The following is a 16,032-nucleotide window of genomic DNA, read 5'->3' as shown; positions in this document are numbered from 1 at the left end:
GCCGGCGTCGCGCGGCCCGCGGCGGGGGCCGTGGCAAATGCGGGGGCCCGGCTCCCGCTGGGGTGGTATCACCCTCCCGCGGGGGGGGGCCCGCCCACGCCCCCGCCCCCGGTGAAGGTCCGCCTAGAACCCCGCGGGCTCCGTGTACACGCCCCACTCGTCGCGCAGCACGTCACAGATCTCGCCGAGCGTCGCCTCGGCCCGTACGGCCTCCAGCATCGGCCCGATCATGTTGCCGCCGTCCCGCGCGGCGTCCAGCATCGCCGCCAGCGACGAGCGCACCCGCGCGTCGTCCCGGGCCGCCTTGCGGTCCGCGAGGACCCGCACCTGGTCGCGCTCGACCTCGTGGCTGACCCGCAGGATCTCCAGGTCGCCGGTGACCGAGCCGTGGGCGCAGTTGACGCCGACGACCTTCTTCTCGCCCTTCTCCAGGGCCTGCTGGTAGCGGAAGGCGGACTCGGCGATCTCGCCGGTGAACCAGCCGTCCTCGATGCCGCGCAGGATGCCGGACGTCATCGGCCCGATGGGGTGCTGCCCGTCCGGCACGGCGCGCCGGCCCCGCTCCTTGATCTGCTCGAAGATCTTCTCCGCGTCGGCCTCGATCCGGTCGGTCAGCGACTCGATGAACCACGAGCCGCCCAGCGGGTCCGCGACGTTGGCGACGCCGGTCTCCTCCATCAGCACCTGCTGCGTGCGCAGCGCGATCTCCGCGGCCTGCTCGCTGGGCAGGGCGAGGGTCTCGTCCAGCGCGTTCGTGTGCAGGGAGTTGGTGCCGCCGAGGACCGCGGCGAGCGCTTCCACGGCCGTACGGACGACGTTGTTGTACGGCTGCTGGGCGGTCAGCGAGACGCCGGCGGTCTGCGTGTGGAAGCGCAGCCACTGGGCCTTCTCGCTCGTCGCGCCGTACACGTCGCGCATCCAGCGGGCCCAGATGCGGCGGGCGGCCCGGAACTTGGCGATCTCCTCGAAGAAGTCCAGGTGGGCGTCGAAGAAGAAGGACAGGCCGGGCGCGAAGGTGTTGACGTCCAGGCCGCGGGAGAGGCCCAGCTCGACGTATCCGAAGCCGTCGGCGAGGGTGTACGCCAGCTCCTGCGCGGCCGTCGCGCCCGCCTCGCGGATGTGGTAGCCGGAGACCGAGAGCGGCTTGTACGCGGGGATGCCGCTCGCGCAGTGCTCCATCAGGTCGCCGATCAGGCGCAGGTGGGGCTCGGGCGGGAAGAGCCACTCCTTCTGCGCGATGTACTCCTTGAAGATGTCGGTCTGCAGCGTGCCGTTCAGGACGGCCGGGTCGACGCCCTGGCGCTCGGCGGCGACCAGGTACATGCAGAAGACCGGGACGGCCGGGCCGGAGATCGTCATCGAGGTCGTGACGTCGCCGAGCGGGATGTCCTTGAACAGGACCTCCATGTCGGCGGCGGAGTCGATGGCGACGCCGCAGTGGCCGACCTCGCCGAGCGAGCGCGGGTCGTCGGAGTCGCGGCCCATCAGGGTGGGCATGTCGAACGCGACCGAGAGGCCGCCGCCGCCCGCCTTGAGGATCATCTTGTAGCGCTCGTTGGTCTGCTCGGCGTTGCCGAAGCCGGCGAACTGGCGGATGGTCCACGTACGGCCGCGGTAGCCGGTCGGGTACAGGCCGCGGGTGAACGGGTACTCGCCGGGCCAGCCGATGCGCTCGAAGCCGTCGACGGTGTCGCCCGGACGGGGGCCGTACGCGGGCTCGACGGGATCGCCGGAGAGCGTGGTGAAGTCCGCGTCCCGCTTGCGGGCGGAGTCGTACCGGGCCTGCCAGCGGCGGCGGCCCTCTTCGATGGCGTCAGCGTCCATACCCTCGAATTTACTAGGACGTCCTAGTAATTGTCGATGGCTGACGGCCGTACACCGGTAAAGAACACCCGTGGCGCGATGTGCGAAGGCCGCCGGGCCGGGCCCGGCGGCCGTACGAACTCAGGCCTTGACGGGCTGCGGCGTACCGCCCTCGACCAGCGGCCCGACCTCGCGGACGACCTTGCGCTCGACGAAGAAGGCGGCGGTCGGGATGGTGCCGGAGATCAGCACCCACAGCAGCTTGCCGAACTTCCACTTCGCCTTGGAACCCAGGTCGAAGGCGAAGACCAGGTAGATGATGTAGAGCACGCCGTGGATCTGGGAGACCACGAGGGTGAGGTCCTTGCCCGTGTCGAAGCCGTACTTGGCCACCATGCAGGCGCACAGCACGAGGAGCATCACGGCAGTGACGTAGGCCATCACCCGGTAGCGGGTCAGCACGCTTCGTTTCATGGTCCGAGCGTAACCGCCCGTTGTGGGGCGATCTTCGCCGCCCCTACCACGGATCACTCGTCCTTGAAATCCCCGGCCGCGACCCGCAGCGGGCGCAGCATGGCGAAGATCTCCGCGCACTCGTCGGCGTCGTAGGCGCCCAGGCCGAAGTCCATCGCCATCAGGTCGCGGGTGGCCTTGTCACAGGTCTCGCGCCCCCGGTCGGTGATGGAGGCCAGCGTGCCGCGCCCGTCGTTCGGATTCGGCCGCTTGTCGACCAGACCGGCCTTCACCAGCCGGTCGACGGTGTTGGTCACCGAGGTCGGGTGCACCATCAGCCGCTCGCCGATCTTCGACATGGGCAGCTCCCCCGCCTTGGAGAAGGTGAGCAGCACCAGCGCCTCGTACCGGGCGAACGTCAGCCCGTACGGCTTGAGCACGCCGTCCACCTCGGACAGCAGGATCTGATGGGCACGCATGACCGAAGTGATCGCGGCCATGGACGGCACGGCTCCCCATCGTCGCTGCCACAGTTCATCGGCGCGGGCGATAGGGTCGAAGGCAAGACTGAGCGGCTTCGGCACGCCCCCGACCCTACCGTTCGGTCATATCGTGGTCAGCCCCGTCTCATGTTTCGGTACCCGTGCCGTTCACTCCCCGGTCCCGGTCACCGGCGGCCGGTCGCCGCCGGTCCGCCGCACCTCCGCCAGCACCAGCAGTACGGTCACCGCCCCCGCCACCCCGCCCGCCGGCATCACCGCCCACAGGGGCGCGTACTCGGCGGCGGCGCCCGCCGCGCCCATCCCGAGGCCCATGATCGTCATGCGTCCCGCCTGCATCACCGTCATCGCCTGCCCCAGCAGGGCGTCGGGCACGGCGGCGACGAACCAGCGGTCCACTCCGAAGTTGTACGCGATGCCGGTGCCGGTCAGCACCAGCAGCACCACCGCCCAGCCGAGCGACGGCCGCGCGGCGAAGCCGAGGGACGGCAGGACGCAGAAGACGCCCATCGGGAACGTCAGCCGGGCGCGGGCCCGGGGGCCGAGGAAGGTGCCCGCCAGGGTCTCGGCGGTGATCGCGCCGATCGGCATGGCGCACATCAGCAGTCCCGCCCCCGCCGGGCCGGCGCCGAGCAGCTCCGCGTACGGGATGAGCAGCGCCTCGGGGATCACGACGAACGTCGGCGGCAGCCAGGTCAGCAGGAGGAGCGCCCGGACACGGCGGTCGGCCAGCAGCTGCCGCGTACCGGCCAGCGAGGCGCCCAGCAGCGCGCCGCGGGGCCCGCCGCGCGCGGGGCGGGCGCGGGTGCCCAGACGCAGCAGCAGCGCCGAGCCCAGGAACGTACCGGCGGTGACGGCCAGCACCGCGCCGGGCGTCACGGTGGCCAGCAGCAGCCCCCCGGCGGCGAAGCCGACGAGCTGCGCGCTCTGGTTGACGATGCGGACCAGCGACCGGCCCAGGACGAACAGGTCGCCCTCCCCCAGTACGTCGCCGAGCGTCGCGGCCCGCGTACCGGCGAAGACGGGGGCGATGGCGGCGGTCGCGCAGCGCAGCGCCAGCAGCACCACGACCGGCGTCCCCGGAAGCACCATCGCGGCGGCACAGCCCGCACACAGCAGGTCGCAGACGACGAGGACGCGGCGGGCCGGGTAGCGGTCGGCGACCGCGGACAGCAGCGTGCCGCCGACGACGTACGGCAGCAGGCCGAGCGCGAACGTCAGCGCGCTCAGCAGCGGCGACCCCGTGAGCCGGTAGACCAGCACGGACAGCGCGATCTCGCAGACGACGACGCCGAGCGAGGACATGAGGTGCGCGGCGAAGACATAGCGGAATTCGGGGACGGCGAAGACGGCGCGGTAGCCGGTGCCGGTGGGGGGTGCCGGGTCCGGCGCTGGACGGGGCTGCGGGGCCGTACGGGGCCGCGGGGCCGCGGCCGGAGGCAGGGCCGGGGCCGCGGCCGGAGCGGGCTCCGGGCGCGGTTCGGTGGGGCCCGTGGCGGCGGGCCCGGCGGGCGAGGGCATGGCCGCAGCGTGCCGGGCCCCGGCCCCGGCCCCCAGTCATTCGACGGCAGCCGAATCCATGACGGAACCGGCCGTCCGGTGGGAAGAGTGAAGGCATGAGGAGAGGGGGGCCTCGGCCATGCCGCTGAACATGCGCTTCGGCGCGGAGGACCTGCTGCGCATCCGCTTCGCCATCTCGCCGCTGTGCGAGACCCACGAAGCCGTACGGACCGTGTTGCGCACCGACCGGCACGGCTATCACCTGCCCTGGCTGCGGCGGATGCGTACGGCCCTGGCGGGCCTGGACCTGTCCGCGCTGTGGCTGCTGATGCCGTCCCCCCAGCCCGGCTACACCCCGGACTTCCTGGGGCCGCCGCCCGAGGCATCGCTCGCGCCCTTCGAAGAGGAACTGGCGCGGCTGCGGGCCACGGACCCGGCCGTCGCCCACGCGGAGCTGGCCAAGTCGCTGGCCTGTACGCCGGGGGCCACCGATTCCCCGCGGGGCCGGGCCATGCTGGCGGACCCGGCCGGCGCCGTACGGGAACTGGCCGACGCCACCGAGCGGGCCTGGCACGCGCTGCTGGCCCCGGACTGGCCGCGGCTGCGCGCCCTGCTGGAGGCCGAGGTCGCCTACCGGTCGCGGCAGCTGGCGAGCGACGGGCTGGAGAAGCTGTTCGCCGACCTCGGCCCGCGCATCACCTGGTCGGGCGGCACCCTCACGGTCCGTACCCGCGCCCGTTTCCTGCAGATCCAGGACCTGGCCGGGCGCGGCGTACTGCTGATGCCGAGCGTCTTCGTGTGGCCCGACGTGGTGAGCGCGTACGAGCCGCACTGGCAGCCCACCGTGATGTATCCGGCGCGCGGCATCGGCGGGCTGTGGCACGAGCCGCGGACGGGCCCGGCGCTGGCCCGGCTGCTCGGTGTGAACCGGGCGGCGGTGCTCACCGCGCTGGACGAGCCGGCGTCCACGACGGCGCTGGCGCAGCGGCTGGGCCTGGCGCCGTCGTCGGTGTCGGCACAGCTGTCGGTGCTGCGCGACGCCGGACTGCTGACCTCGCGTCGGCACGGGCACCAGGTGCTGTACGAGCGGACGCCGCTGGGCATCGCGCTCAGCGCGGGCGGCGCGCCGCCGCGCTGAGCCCGTACCCCCGCGATCAGCCCTCGGAGTCCGCCGCGAGATAGCGCTCGACGGTCTCGACCTTGGAGGTCAGGCCGTCGGTGACGGAGGGCCGGATGTCGGCCTTCAGGACGAGCGAGACCCGCCCGGCGCGCGCCTCGACGGCGGCCACGGCGCGCCTGACGACGTCCATGACCTCGTCCCACTCGCCCTCGATCGAGGTGAACATGGCGTCCGTACGGTTGGGCAGCCCGGACTCGCGGACCACCCGTACGGCGTCGGCGACGTACTCGCCGACGTCCTCGCCCACGCCCAGCGGGCTCACCGAGAATGCGACGATCATGCGTTGACCACACCTTCCCTGCGGGCGCGGGCGGCGATGACGCTCGCCTCGGCCTCGCGCTTGAGCTTGCGTTCGGCGAAGAAGCCGCCGGTGGGCAGGACGGAGAGCACGAAGTAGAGGGCGGCGGTCTGCCAGTTCCACTTGGTGCGGTTCCAGGCGTCCAGCCAGAACAGGACGTACAGGATGAACAGGACGCCGTGCACCATGCCCATCACCATGACGCCGTCGAAGCTGGTGGTCCGCTTGAGGACCGAGCAGACGAGCAGCAGCAGGAAGGACACCGCCTCGGGGGCGGAGACCAGGCGGAGCCGGCGCAGGGCGGAAGCGGTCTTGATGTCCACGGGAACCTCGTTCGGGTGGCAGGTGGCGGCACGATGCGCTTGTGCGACATTTCACAAGGGCGTCCCCATTGTTGCAGGCCCGCAAAGGATCACTGTTCAGGGGTCGGCGTGCCGGATACCTTCGATCCTGTGGCTCAGTTTCGGCTCCAGGGGAGCAAAGTGCTCGCCGTCGACATGACCGGCGACGCCGTCAAGGCGAAGAACGGCGCGATGGTCGCCTACGACGGCCAGATGACGTTCAAGAAGATGACCGGCGGCGGTGACGGGCTGCGCGGCATGGTGACCCGCCGGCTCACCGGCGAACAGATGGAAGTGATGGAGGTGAAGGGCCGGGGCACCTGTTACTTCGCCGACCGCGCCAGCGAGATCAACCTCGTGCAGCTGCACGGCGAGAAGCTGTACGTGGAAGCCAGCAACCTGCTGTGCACGGACGCCGCGCTGCGCACCGGCACCACCTTCACCGGGCTGCGCGGCGCCTCACAGGGCAACGGCCTGTTCACCACCACCGTCGAGGGCAGCGGCCAGGCCGCGATCACCTCCGACGGGCCGGCCGTGGTGCTGCGCGTCACCAAGCAGTACCCGCTCCAGGTCGACCCGGGCGCGTACATCGCGCACACCGGCGACCTCAAGCAGCACTTCCAGTCCGGGGTGAACTTCCGCACCTTCATAGGCGAGGGCTCCGGCGAGTCCTTCCAGATCCGCTTCGAGGGCGAGGGCCTGGTGTACGTACAGCCCAGCGAGCGCAACACCATCGGCGGGGAGGTCTGATGCCGTTCACCCCCGTCAACTCCCGCATGGTGCGCGCGCAGATCGGCCCGGGACAGCGGATGTTCAGCCAGCGCGGCGCGATGCTCGCCTACCAGGGCGACGTCACCTTCACGCCCAACATCCAGGGCGGCCAGGGCGGCATCGGCTCGATGATCGGCCGGCGGATCGCCAACGAGGCGACCCCGCTGATGACCGTGGAGGTCCGCCAAGGCCTTGAGGGCCAGGGAGGTGCCCGCACCGGCACCGTCTTTTTCGGCCACGGCGGCCACCACATCCACATCGTCGACCTGACCGGCGAAACCCTCTACGTCGAGGCCGACCGGCTGCTGGCCTTCGACGGGACGCTCCAGCAGGGCACGATGTTCATGGGGTCGCAGGGCGGCGTGATGGGCATGGTCCGCGGCCAGGTCACCGGCCAGGGCCTGTTCACCACGACCCTCAAGGGGCAGGGCGGGGTGGCCGTGATGGCGCACGGCGGCGTCATCGAACTGCCCATCACCCCGCAGCGGCCCGTCCACGTCGACCCGCAGGCGTACGTGGCGCACCGCGGCGACGTCCGCAACAAGCTGTCCACCGCCCTCGGCTGGCGGGAGATGGTCGGCCGCGGCTCGGGCGAGGCGTTCCAGCTGGAGCTGTCCGGCCAGGGCACCGTCTACGTACAGGCGTCGGAGGAGAAACTGTGAACGGCCCCGTCATCCACGACCCCCACACGCTCCCCTCGGACGACAACGTCAACGAGTACACCTTCAGCGTGGACCTGAACGGCCAGTGGTTCCTGCAGAAGGGGAAGATGATCGCCTACTACGGGCGGATCGACTTCCAGGGCATCGGGCACGGCGCGCTGGACGGCCTGATCGCCCACAGTTTCCATTCGCCATTGCACGCGGCGGACTGGGTCGTCGCCGAGGGCCAGGGCCAGATGCTCCTGGCCGACCGGGCATTCGACGTGAACTCCTACGATCTGGAAGAGGGCAACCTGACCATTCGCTCGGGCAACTTGCTCGCCTTTCAGCCATCTCTTTCGCTGAAGCAGTCGATCATCCCGGGCTTCCTGACACTGATCGGCACGGGCAAGTTCGTGGCCGCCTCCAACGGCCCGGTGGTCTTCATGGAGCCGCCGATCCGGGTGGACCCGCAGGCCCTGGTGGGCTGGGCCGACTGCCCCTCGCCCTGCCACCACTACGACCACCAGTACCTGCGCGGATTCCTCGGCGGCGTCCGGGCGCACACCGGGCTGGGCGGGGTCTCCGGCGAGGAGCACCAGTTCGAGTTCGTCGGGGCGGGCACGGTGCTGCTCCAGTCGACCGAGCAGCTGATGCCCGAGCTGGCCACGGGCGAGGTCACGGCCGAGGCGGGGGTGCCGGGCGGGGGTGAGGCAACTCGCCAAAGTGGCTCACAACTGCCGCAGCTTCCGGGCGGGCTCGGGGGCCTCCAGCGCCGCTTCGGGCTGTGAGCGGTAGTCTGCGGACGGTGACCTCGAACGTCTGAGCAAGCGCCCGACCGAGCGCCTGGGCCATGTCACAGCCATGACTAATTCGATATTCAACTTTCACGGGTAGAATTCATTCATGACGACCGACAGCGACACTCCCTGGCTGACCGACCAGGAGCAGCGTGCCTGGCGTACCCACCTGGACGTCAGCAGACTGCTGATGCACCAGCTGGAGCGCGACCTGCAGCCGTTCGGACTGACCAACAACGACTACGAGATCCTGGTCAACCTCTCCGAGGCCGAGGACCGGCGGCTGCGCATGAGCGACCTGGCCGCCGCCACCCTGCAGTCCAAGAGCCGTCTGTCCCACCAGATCACCCGCATGGAGAACGCGGGCCTGGTGCGCCGCGAGAGCTGCGAGTCCGACCGCCGCGGGCTGTACGCGGTGCTCACGGACGAGGGCTGGGAGACCATGCGCCGGGTCGCGCCGCACCACGTCTCGTCCGTACGCCGGCACTTCATCGACCTGTTCACCCCCGAGAACCTCGAATCCCTCCGGACGTCCCTGACCCCGGTGGCCGAGCATCTGCGGGGACGGCGCGGCAAGGTCTGACGGCTGCGCCGCCGGCGGCCGCGGAGCAGACGGCCGCACCACCGGCGGCCGCGGGTCCCGCGGCTACACCACCGGCAGCCGCAGCTCGAACACCGAGCCGTCGCGCACCGCCAGTGTGCCGCCGTGCCGCTCGGCGACGTCGCGGGCGATGGCGAGGCCCAGACCGGCCCCGCCGTCGTCGCGGCTGCGGGCGTCGTCGAGCCGTACGAACCGCTCGAAGATCCGCTCCCGTTCCTCCGGCGGCACCCCGGGCCCGTCGTCCGCCACCCGCAGCACGGCCCACCGCCCGTCACGCGCCACGCCCGCCCGTACGGCGCCCGCCGCGTGCCGCTGCGCGTTGTCCAGCAAGTTCCCCAGCACCCGCCCCAGCTGACTCCGCGACCCGGCGACCTCCACGCCCTCCAGGTCCCCCACCTCCACGGCGATCCGGTCCCCCACCCGCTGCGAGACCTCCTCGCGCACCAGCGCCGCCAGATCGATCCGCGCGTCCGCCGGCCGCTCGCCGGCGTCCAGCCGCGCCAGCAGTAGCAGATCCGCCGCCAGGTTCTGCAGCCGTACGGCGTCCGCCACCGCGCCCTCCGCGTCCAGCAGCTCCGGATGCGCGATGCCCACCTCCAGCTGCGTCCGCAGGCTCGCGATCGGGCTCCGCAGCTCGTGCGAGGCGTCCGCGACGAAGCGCCGCTGCCGCTCCACCGATGCCTGCAGCGCGCCCAGCGTCTCGTTCGTCGTACGGGCCAGTCGGTCGATCTCGTCCCGCGAGCCCGGCTCCGGAACCCGCCGCGACAGATCCGTACTCGCCGTGATCACGGCCATCTCCCGCCGGATGCCCTCCACCGGCCGCAGCGCCCGCCGCGTCACCAGCCAGGTCACCCCCGCCACGACCAGCAGCAGGCACGGCAGCCCGATGAGCATCGCGGTACGCACCGAGCCCACGGCCTCGCGCTCCGCCGCCAGCGGCGACCCGGCCCGAACCACGGCCTTGCCGCCCCGTGTGTCCTTCGCCTCCACCGTCGCGAAGCGGTAGTCCGCCGTGCGGTGCCCGACCGTCGCCGTACCGCCGCTGTGCCGCGCCTCGTCCTCGACCTCGCCCGGCTTGATCTTCTGATCGTCGTCGTCATCATCGTCGTCGGAGCCCCCCGGCTGCCGCCCGGCCGACGGCTGCTGCGCCACGGACTTCCCGTCCACCGCCCGCACGTCGTCACCCGCCGCCAGCACCCGTCCGTCCTCGGCCAGCACCACCACCGGACGCTCGTCCCCGTCCGGAAGATCCAGCTTCTGGTACGGCTTGCCCGTGGCGATCTGCGTCGCGACCTCGCGGGCGGCGTTCTCCGCCTGCAGATCCGCCTGGCCCACCAGATTGTGCTTCAGCACCAGCAGCAACGCCGTCCCCGCCGCGACCAGCGCCAGCGCCACGACCAGCGACGCGCCCGCCGCGGCCCGGACCCGTACCTTCCCGGAAAACCTACGCACCGGACACCAGCCGGTACCCGGCGCCGCGCACCGTCACGATCGCCGCGGCGCCCAGCTTGCGGCGCAGCGCGCTCACGTACACCTCGACGATGTTGTTGTCGCCCTCGTACGCGAAGTCCCACACGTGCTCCAGGATCTCCGCCTTCGAGACCACGTCCCCCGCGCGGAGCGCCAGTTGCTCCAGCACCGCGAACTCCTTCGCGGTCAGGACCACCTCCGTCCCGCCCCGCTCCACCCGGCGCGAGCCCTGGTCAATGCTCAGCTCCCCCACCCGCAACACGGGCAGCGCCGTTCGCCCGCGGCGGCGCAGCAGTGCCTTCACGCGGGCCACCAGCACCACGTACGAGAACGGCTTCGTCAGGTAGTCGTCCGCGCCGGTGTCCAGCCCCTCGGCCTCGTCGTACTCCCCGTCCTTGGCCGTCAGCATCAGAATCGGCACGTCGTTCCCGGCCGCGCGCAACGCGCCGCACACGCGGTAGCCGTTCATCCCCGGCAGCATGATGTCCAGTACGACCAGGTCGTACGCGCCCTCGCCCGCCCGGTGCAGCCCCTCCAGGCCGTCGTGCACCACGTCGACCGCGTACCCCTCGGCCGTCAGGCCCTTGGCCAGCGACAAGGCCAGCCGCTTCTCGTCCTCCACGATCAACAGGCGCATACGCCCACGATGCCACCGCCCGCCTGAAGAACCCTTCAGGTGACTTCAGCCTGCCTTCAGCTTGGCTGCGCCACGGTGGACCACGTCATCGAGCAACACCACTCCGACCGGGGAGAACGAACCGAGATGAAGCGCAACATCGTCATCGCCACCGTGGCCGCGGCCGCCCTCATCGGCGGCGGCACCGCGACCGCCGTCGCCTTCAGCGGGGACTCGGCGGCGCCGTCCCCGTCGTCGACGCCGCGCTCCAGCGTCAGCGTCCCCGACGACGACGTCCACGAGGACGCACGGGAGGCCAAGGCGGCGTCCGTCTCCGCCCCGCAGGCCGCGGCGGCCGCCCTCAAGGCCACGCCCGGCACCGTCACCGGCATCGACCTCGACGAGGACCGGCCCGGCCTGGTCTGGGAGGTCGACGTCCTCGGCAAGGACAGCAAGTGGCACGAGGTCACGCTTGACGCGGGCGACGCGAAGGTTTTGAACCAGCGCGTCGAGCATGAAGGGGACGACGATCACGGCGTCGATCACGCCCGTGCCGAGCTCAAGGGCGCCACCGTCGATGCCGCCCAGGCGGCGCGGAAGGCTGCTGCCTCGTACGGCACCGTCACGTCCGTCGACCTGGACGACGATCACCGCGTCGGCGCTGTCTGGGAGGTGGAAACCGTCACCAAGGACGGCAAGGAGCACAAGCTCAACGTCGACCCGCGGACGGCGAAGGTGACGGTTGCGCCGCGGAGTGCGGACGACGACGACAATGGCGGCTACGACGACTAGGCCCCCTCGGGGTGCGCGTCTTTGCGCTTCGCGCGGGGGTTGCGCTGTCGCGCGGGTCGCGTTGCTTTCGTTCGGGGGGCGGGGGTGCGCAGGGGGCCAACTCCTCGACACCGTGCACGTCATCCGGGACGTAGTTGTGAACCCAGATACCCGGCTGCTCTGCGGGGATGGCCCCCTACGCACCCCCTCCGGCCGGTTTGGCGCGTCCCGGACAGCTGGTGGGGAAGATTTCGATCACCCTGGTCGGCGCCCCACCGTGTGGTGAGGCTCGCGGTGCCGGAGGGCGAGACGGTCACCCACCACCCGGGTAGGAGGGCGGCCCCCCGGGGCTCCCCACCCCGCCGCCCCGCTCCGCGCGGCGAGCCCGTCCCCTGCGCTCCGCGCAGGGGCCCCGGGCCCGGTCCAGCGCTCCGCGCCGGACCGGGCTGTGTGTTCTCAGCCACGATGTACGGATAGTCGCCCACGGCGCGGGGCTCGGGTCCACGCAGGGGTCTCCCCGCAGAGCAGCCGGGTATCTGGGTTCACTACTACGTCACCGATGACGTACACGGTGTCGAGGAGTGACCCCTGCGTGGGCCCGAGCCCCCCACCCACCGGACCGACAGCGCACAACGCGCACCCTCACGCAGGCAACCCGGAAACCCGGCGCCAAAGGCGCCACCTCACCTCGACCCCCACCTCCCCCACCGCCCCCACCGGCACCGGCCCCCGCCCGACCTCCCGAAACCCCAACCGCCGAGCCACACCCCCACTGGCAACATTCGCCTCATCGTGGCGGATTTCGATGTGGTCGATGCCCGGCAACCGCAGTCCCTCCCGCACGAGCGCCCCCGCGCCCACCGTGGCCAGGCCCTCGCCCGTCCGCGCGTGGTGGAGCCAGTAGCCGAGTTCCAGCCCGCCGGGGCCGATCCGTCGCATCAGGCCGCAGCTGCCGACCACCACGCCATCCGTTGTGATCGCGTAGCGGTACGCCTCGCCCGAGGTCCATTCCTCCTCGCACCGGGCCAGGAACTCCCGCCCGCGCTCCCGGTCATGGCCGGCCGCGAAGGCCATCCACGGCCGCAGGTGGTCGCGCGACTCGGTGATCAGGCGATCCAGGGTGTCGATGTCGTCCGTACGCCAACGGCGCAGCTCGACCCGGTAGTGGCGAAGGCGTTCGGCGGGGGTGTCCATGGCTGGACGTTGCCCCCGGCCCGGCGGGACGGCAACCCGTTTTCAGGGGCGGCGTGGGCCCCCGCATCCGCCCCGCCTCACCCCTGCGCGTCCTCCCCCGTCAGCCCCGCCACCAGCTCGTCCGCCGCCGCGTACGGGTCCAGTTCGCCGGCCGTGATGCGTTCTGCCAGGACGGACAGGCGGCGGTCGCCTCGGAGGTCGCCGATGCGTTCGCGGAGGCGGGTGACGGCGATGGTCTCGACCTCGCGGGCCGCACGCGCGCGGCGGCGTTCCGCGAGGGTGCCGTGCTCTTCCGACCAGGCGCGGTGCTTTTCGAGGGCTTCGACGACCTCGTCGGTGCCCTCGCCCCGCGCGGCCACCGTCTTGACGATGGGCGGCCGCCAGTCGCCGGGCGCGCGCGCCTCGCCGAGGCCGAGCATGTGGTTGAGTTCGCGGGCCGTCGCGTCGGCGCCGTCGCGGTCGGCCTTGTTGACGACGTAGACGTCGCCGATCTCCAGGATTCCGGCCTTGGCGGCCTGGATGCCGTCCCCCATGCCCGGTGCGAGCAGCACCATCGTCGTGTCGGCCTGGCCGGCGATGTCGACCTCGGACTGCCCGACGCCCACCGTCTCGACGAGCACGACGTCGCAGCCGGCCGCGTCCAGCACCCGGATGGCCTGGGGCGCGGCCCACGCGAGGCCGCCGAGGTGGCCGCGGGTGGCCATGGAGCGGATGTAGACGCCGGGGTCGGAGGCGTGTTCGGACATCCGTACGCGGTCGCCGAGCAGCGCTCCGCCGGAGAACGGGGAGGAGGGGTCCACGGCGAGTACCCCGACCCGTTTGCCGGCCCGCCGGTACGCGCTGACCAGCGCGGATGTGGAGGTCGACTTGCCGACGCCGGGCGATCCGGTCAGCCCGACCACGTAGGCCCGGCCGGCCAGTGGGGCCAGTGCGGCCATCACCTCGCGCAGCTGCGGGGACGCGCCCTCCACCAGCGAGATCAGCCGGGCCACGGCCCGCGGCCGGCCCTGCCGTGCTTGTTCCACCAGCTCGGGGACGTCCACCATCGGCCATTTCCTCCCAATTTGTTCCACGTGGAGCACATGTGTGCGGCGAGCGGCACAAAGCCGGAGCCGCAGGGGCCGGGCCGGCGACGGCAACGCGTCACGCCTCCACCGTGCGTCACGCCCGTACCGGCCCCGCACGGGTACCGGCACGGCGCCCCTCGCCCCGCCCCGCGAGGCCTACTTGCCCGGCACCCGCAGGATCAGCGCGTCCCCCTGGCCCCCGCCACCGCACAGCGCCGCCGCGCCCACGCCGCCACCGCGCCGCCGCAGTTCCAGGGCAAGGTGGAGCACGATGCGGGCGCCGGACATGCCGATCGGGTGACCGAGCGCGATCGCCCCGCCGTTGACGTTCACCTTTTCCGGCGATACCCCGAGATCCTTCATTGACTGCACGGCCACCGCGGCGAACGCCTCGTTGATCTCGATCAGGTCAAGATCCTCGACGGTGAGACCGGACTTGCCGAGCGCGTGCCGGATCGCGTTGCTGGGCTGGGACTGGAGGGAGTTGTCCGGGCCCGCCACGTTTCCGTGCGCGCCGATCTCGGCGATCCAGTCCAGGCCCAGTTCCTCGGCCTTGGCCTTGCTCATGACGACCACCGCGGCGGCGCCGTCGGAGATCTGGGAGGAGGTGCCGGCGGTGATGGTGCCGTCCTTGGAGAAGGCGGGGCGCAGCTTGGCCAGGGATTCGGTGGTGGTCTCGGGCCGGATGCCCTCGTCCTTGCTGAAGACGACCGGCTCGCCCTTGCGCTGCGGGATCTCCACGGGGGTGATCTCGGCCTCGAAGAGGCCGTTCTTCTGCGCGGCGGCGGCCCGCTGGTGGGAGCGGGCGGCGATCTCGTCCTGCTCGGGGCGGCCGATGCCCAGGCGCGTGTTGTGCTTCTCGGTCGACTCGCCCATGGCGACGTTCTCGTACGCGTCGGTGAGGCCGTCGTGGGCCATCGAGTCGAGCAGTTCGACGGCGCCGTACTTGTAGCCCTCGCGGGACTTGGGCAGCAGGTGCGGCGCGTTGGTCATGGACTCCTGGCCGCCGGCGACGACCACGTCGAACTCGCCGGCGCGGATCAGCTGGTCGGCGAGGGCGATGGCGTCGAGGCCGGAGAGGCAGACCTTGTTGACGGTCAGCGCCGGCACGCTCATCGGGATGCCGGCCTTGACGGCGGCCTGGCGGGCGGGGATCTGGCCCGCGCCGGCCTGGAGCACCTGCCCCATGATCACGTACTGCACCTGGTCACCGCCGATGCCCGCCCGGTCCAGGGCGGCCTTGATGGCCGCGCCCCCCAGGTCGGCGCCGGTGAAGCTGCGCAGGGACCCGAGCAGGCGGCCCATGGGGGTACGGGCGCCCGCGACGATCACGGAGGTGGTGCTGGACGTACCGTTCGCTTTCGACATCAGCGCGGCCCTTCCTGTACAGGGAGGTTAACGAGGGTTCCCGTCAATGTACTGAGCGGTAGGCGCCGGGTCACCGGGCTGCGGGTGTGATCGCGCGCACGTTGCGTAACCACGCGTGCGAGCGGTGCACTGGAGCCATGCTGACGCGAATCGACCACATCGGGATCGCCTGCGAGAACCTCGACGCGACCGTCGAGTTCTACCGTGCCACGTACGGCTTCGAGGTGTTCCACACCGAGGTCAACGAGGAGCAGGGCGTCCGCGAGGCCATGCTGAAGATCAACGATACGTCGGACGGCGGCGCCTCCTACCTCCAGCTCCTGGAACCGACCCGGCCGGACTCCGCGGTGGGCAAGTGGCTCGCCAAGAACGGTGAGGGGGTGCACCACATCGCCTTCGGGACGGCCGATGTGGACGCGGACTCCGAGGCCGTCCGGGACAAGGGCGTACGGGTGCTCTACGAGCAGCCGCGCATCGGTTCGATGGGCTCGCGGATCACGTTCCTGCACCCCAAGGACTGCCACGGCGTGCTCACCGAACTCGTCACCGCGGCCCCCCACGAGGGAACCGCCGCCCCCTCTTCCTCGTCCCCCTCCACGACTGAGCACTGACCTTTCCCTTCCCCGGCCGGTAGAGTGCACCTTCGGCCGGGGGCCGG

18 protein-coding genes are annotated in these 16,032 nt (G+C 71.7%); 7 read left to right on the top strand and 11 right to left on the bottom strand.

From position 1 onward, the window contains the following. Positions 1 to 123 precede the first annotated feature (123 nt). From ACFV57_RS32585 to ACFV57_RS32570, 4 genes are all read right to left on the bottom strand, one after another. Positions 124 to 1,824, bottom strand: coding sequence for a methylmalonyl-CoA mutase (locus tag ACFV57_RS32585; RefSeq protein ID WP_385239587.1), 1,701 nt, complete (start codon positions 1,822 to 1,824; stop codon positions 124 to 126). Between the two features lie 120 nt (positions 1,825 to 1,944). Next, entirely contained in the window at positions 1,945 to 2,277 is a 333-nt protein-coding gene (locus ACFV57_RS32580; protein WP_385239585.1) for a DUF3817 domain-containing protein, read from the bottom strand. Positions 2,278 to 2,330: 53 nt separating this feature from the next. Next, a complete protein-coding gene (locus ACFV57_RS32575) occupies positions 2,331 to 2,840 on the bottom strand; it encodes a MarR family winged helix-turn-helix transcriptional regulator (RefSeq protein WP_385239583.1) in 510 nt (169 codons plus the stop codon). Between the two features lie 66 nt (positions 2,841 to 2,906). After that, positions 2,907 to 4,277, bottom strand: coding sequence for an MFS transporter (locus ACFV57_RS32570; protein WP_385239581.1), 1,371 nt, complete (start codon positions 4,275 to 4,277; stop codon positions 2,907 to 2,909). A gap of 118 nt (positions 4,278 to 4,395) precedes the next feature. On the opposite strand from ACFV57_RS32570, the gene ACFV57_RS32565 reads away from it, so the two are divergent. After that, on the top strand, positions 4,396 to 5,394 hold the full coding sequence (locus ACFV57_RS32565) for a DUF5937 family protein (RefSeq protein ID WP_385239579.1): 999 nt from the start codon (positions 4,396 to 4,398) through the stop codon (positions 5,392 to 5,394). A gap of 16 nt (positions 5,395 to 5,410) precedes the next feature. Here ACFV57_RS32565 and ACFV57_RS32560 read toward each other — a convergent pair whose 3' ends face one another. Then, complete coding sequence (locus ACFV57_RS32560) at positions 5,411 to 5,716, bottom strand: MTH1187 family thiamine-binding protein (protein ID WP_385239577.1); 306 nt, start codon at positions 5,714 to 5,716, stop codon at positions 5,411 to 5,413. Next, positions 5,713 to 6,057 carry a DUF3817 domain-containing protein gene (locus tag ACFV57_RS32555; protein ID WP_385239575.1) on the bottom strand — a complete coding sequence of 115 codons (345 nt, stop codon included), beginning with the start codon at positions 6,055 to 6,057 and terminating at the stop codon, positions 5,713 to 5,715. The genes ACFV57_RS32560 and ACFV57_RS32555 overlap by 4 nt, the downstream gene beginning before the upstream one ends. 129 nt (positions 6,058 to 6,186) lie before the next feature. Here ACFV57_RS32555 and ACFV57_RS32550 point away from each other — a divergent pair, with 129 nt between their 5' ends. The 4 genes from ACFV57_RS32550 to ACFV57_RS32535 all read left to right on the top strand — a co-directional run bounded on the left by ACFV57_RS32550 (position 6,187) and on the right by ACFV57_RS32535 (position 8,870). Next, positions 6,187 to 6,825 carry an AIM24 family protein gene (locus ACFV57_RS32550; protein ID WP_385239573.1) on the top strand — a complete coding sequence of 213 codons (639 nt, stop codon included), beginning with the start codon at positions 6,187 to 6,189 and terminating at the stop codon, positions 6,823 to 6,825. Beyond that, complete coding sequence (locus ACFV57_RS32545; protein ID WP_385239571.1) at positions 6,825 to 7,508, top strand: AIM24 family protein; 684 nt, start codon at positions 6,825 to 6,827, stop codon at positions 7,506 to 7,508. Before ACFV57_RS32550 ends, ACFV57_RS32545 begins: the two co-directional genes overlap by 1 nt. Then, positions 7,505 to 8,278, top strand: a complete 774-nt coding sequence (locus ACFV57_RS32540; protein ID WP_385239569.1) for an AIM24 family protein — start codon at positions 7,505 to 7,507, stop codon at positions 8,276 to 8,278. Before ACFV57_RS32545 ends, ACFV57_RS32540 begins: the two co-directional genes overlap by 4 nt. Positions 8,279 to 8,393: 115 nt before the next feature. Beyond that, positions 8,394 to 8,870 (top strand): MarR family winged helix-turn-helix transcriptional regulator, encoded by a 477-nt coding sequence (locus ACFV57_RS32535; RefSeq protein WP_385239567.1) that lies wholly within the window; start codon positions 8,394 to 8,396, stop codon positions 8,868 to 8,870. Positions 8,871 to 8,933: 63 nt separating this feature from the next. Here ACFV57_RS32535 and ACFV57_RS32530 read toward each other — a convergent pair whose 3' ends face one another. Together ACFV57_RS32530 and ACFV57_RS32525 are read right to left on the bottom strand one after the other, a co-directional pair. Next, positions 8,934 to 10,340, bottom strand: coding sequence for an ATP-binding protein (locus tag ACFV57_RS32530; RefSeq protein ID WP_385239565.1), 1,407 nt, complete (start codon positions 10,338 to 10,340; stop codon positions 8,934 to 8,936). Next, positions 10,333 to 10,995, bottom strand: a complete 663-nt coding sequence (locus tag ACFV57_RS32525) for a response regulator transcription factor (RefSeq protein ID WP_385239563.1) — start codon at positions 10,993 to 10,995, stop codon at positions 10,333 to 10,335. Before ACFV57_RS32525 ends, ACFV57_RS32530 begins: the two co-directional genes overlap by 8 nt. Positions 10,996 to 11,121: 126 nt before the next feature. Here ACFV57_RS32525 and ACFV57_RS32520 point away from each other — a divergent pair, with 126 nt between their 5' ends. After that, complete coding sequence (locus ACFV57_RS32520; protein WP_385239561.1) at positions 11,122 to 11,766, top strand: PepSY domain-containing protein; 645 nt, start codon at positions 11,122 to 11,124, stop codon at positions 11,764 to 11,766. A gap of 621 nt (positions 11,767 to 12,387) precedes the next feature. Here the strand turns inward: ACFV57_RS32520 and ACFV57_RS32515 are convergent. The 3 genes from ACFV57_RS32515 to ACFV57_RS32505 form a co-directional block, all read right to left on the bottom strand. Further along, positions 12,388 to 12,939, bottom strand: coding sequence for a GNAT family N-acetyltransferase (locus tag ACFV57_RS32515; protein WP_385239559.1), 552 nt, complete (start codon positions 12,937 to 12,939; stop codon positions 12,388 to 12,390). A gap of 77 nt (positions 12,940 to 13,016) precedes the next feature. Further along, on the bottom strand, positions 13,017 to 13,985 hold the full coding sequence (gene meaB, locus ACFV57_RS32510) for a methylmalonyl Co-A mutase-associated GTPase MeaB (protein ID WP_385239557.1): 969 nt from the start codon (positions 13,983 to 13,985) through the stop codon (positions 13,017 to 13,019). Between the two features lie 177 nt (positions 13,986 to 14,162). Next, on the bottom strand, positions 14,163 to 15,338 hold the full coding sequence (locus ACFV57_RS32505) for an acetyl-CoA C-acetyltransferase (protein WP_385239641.1): 1,176 nt from the start codon (positions 15,336 to 15,338) through the stop codon (positions 14,163 to 14,165). Between the two features lie 173 nt (positions 15,339 to 15,511). On the opposite strand from ACFV57_RS32505, the gene mce reads away from it, so the two are divergent. Further along, a complete protein-coding gene (gene mce, locus ACFV57_RS32500) occupies positions 15,512 to 15,985 on the top strand; it encodes a methylmalonyl-CoA epimerase (protein ID WP_385239555.1) in 474 nt (157 codons plus the stop codon). Positions 15,986 to 16,032: the final 47 nt, after the last annotated feature.

It is taken from the genome of Streptomyces sp. NPDC059788, assembly GCF_042732265.1.
In the GTDB taxonomy this organism is placed as follows: domain Bacteria; phylum Actinomycetota; class Actinomycetes; order Streptomycetales; family Streptomycetaceae; genus Streptomyces.
Note: the sequence above shows the minus strand (reverse complement) of the source record. Positions and strands in the feature narration are given on the sequence as shown.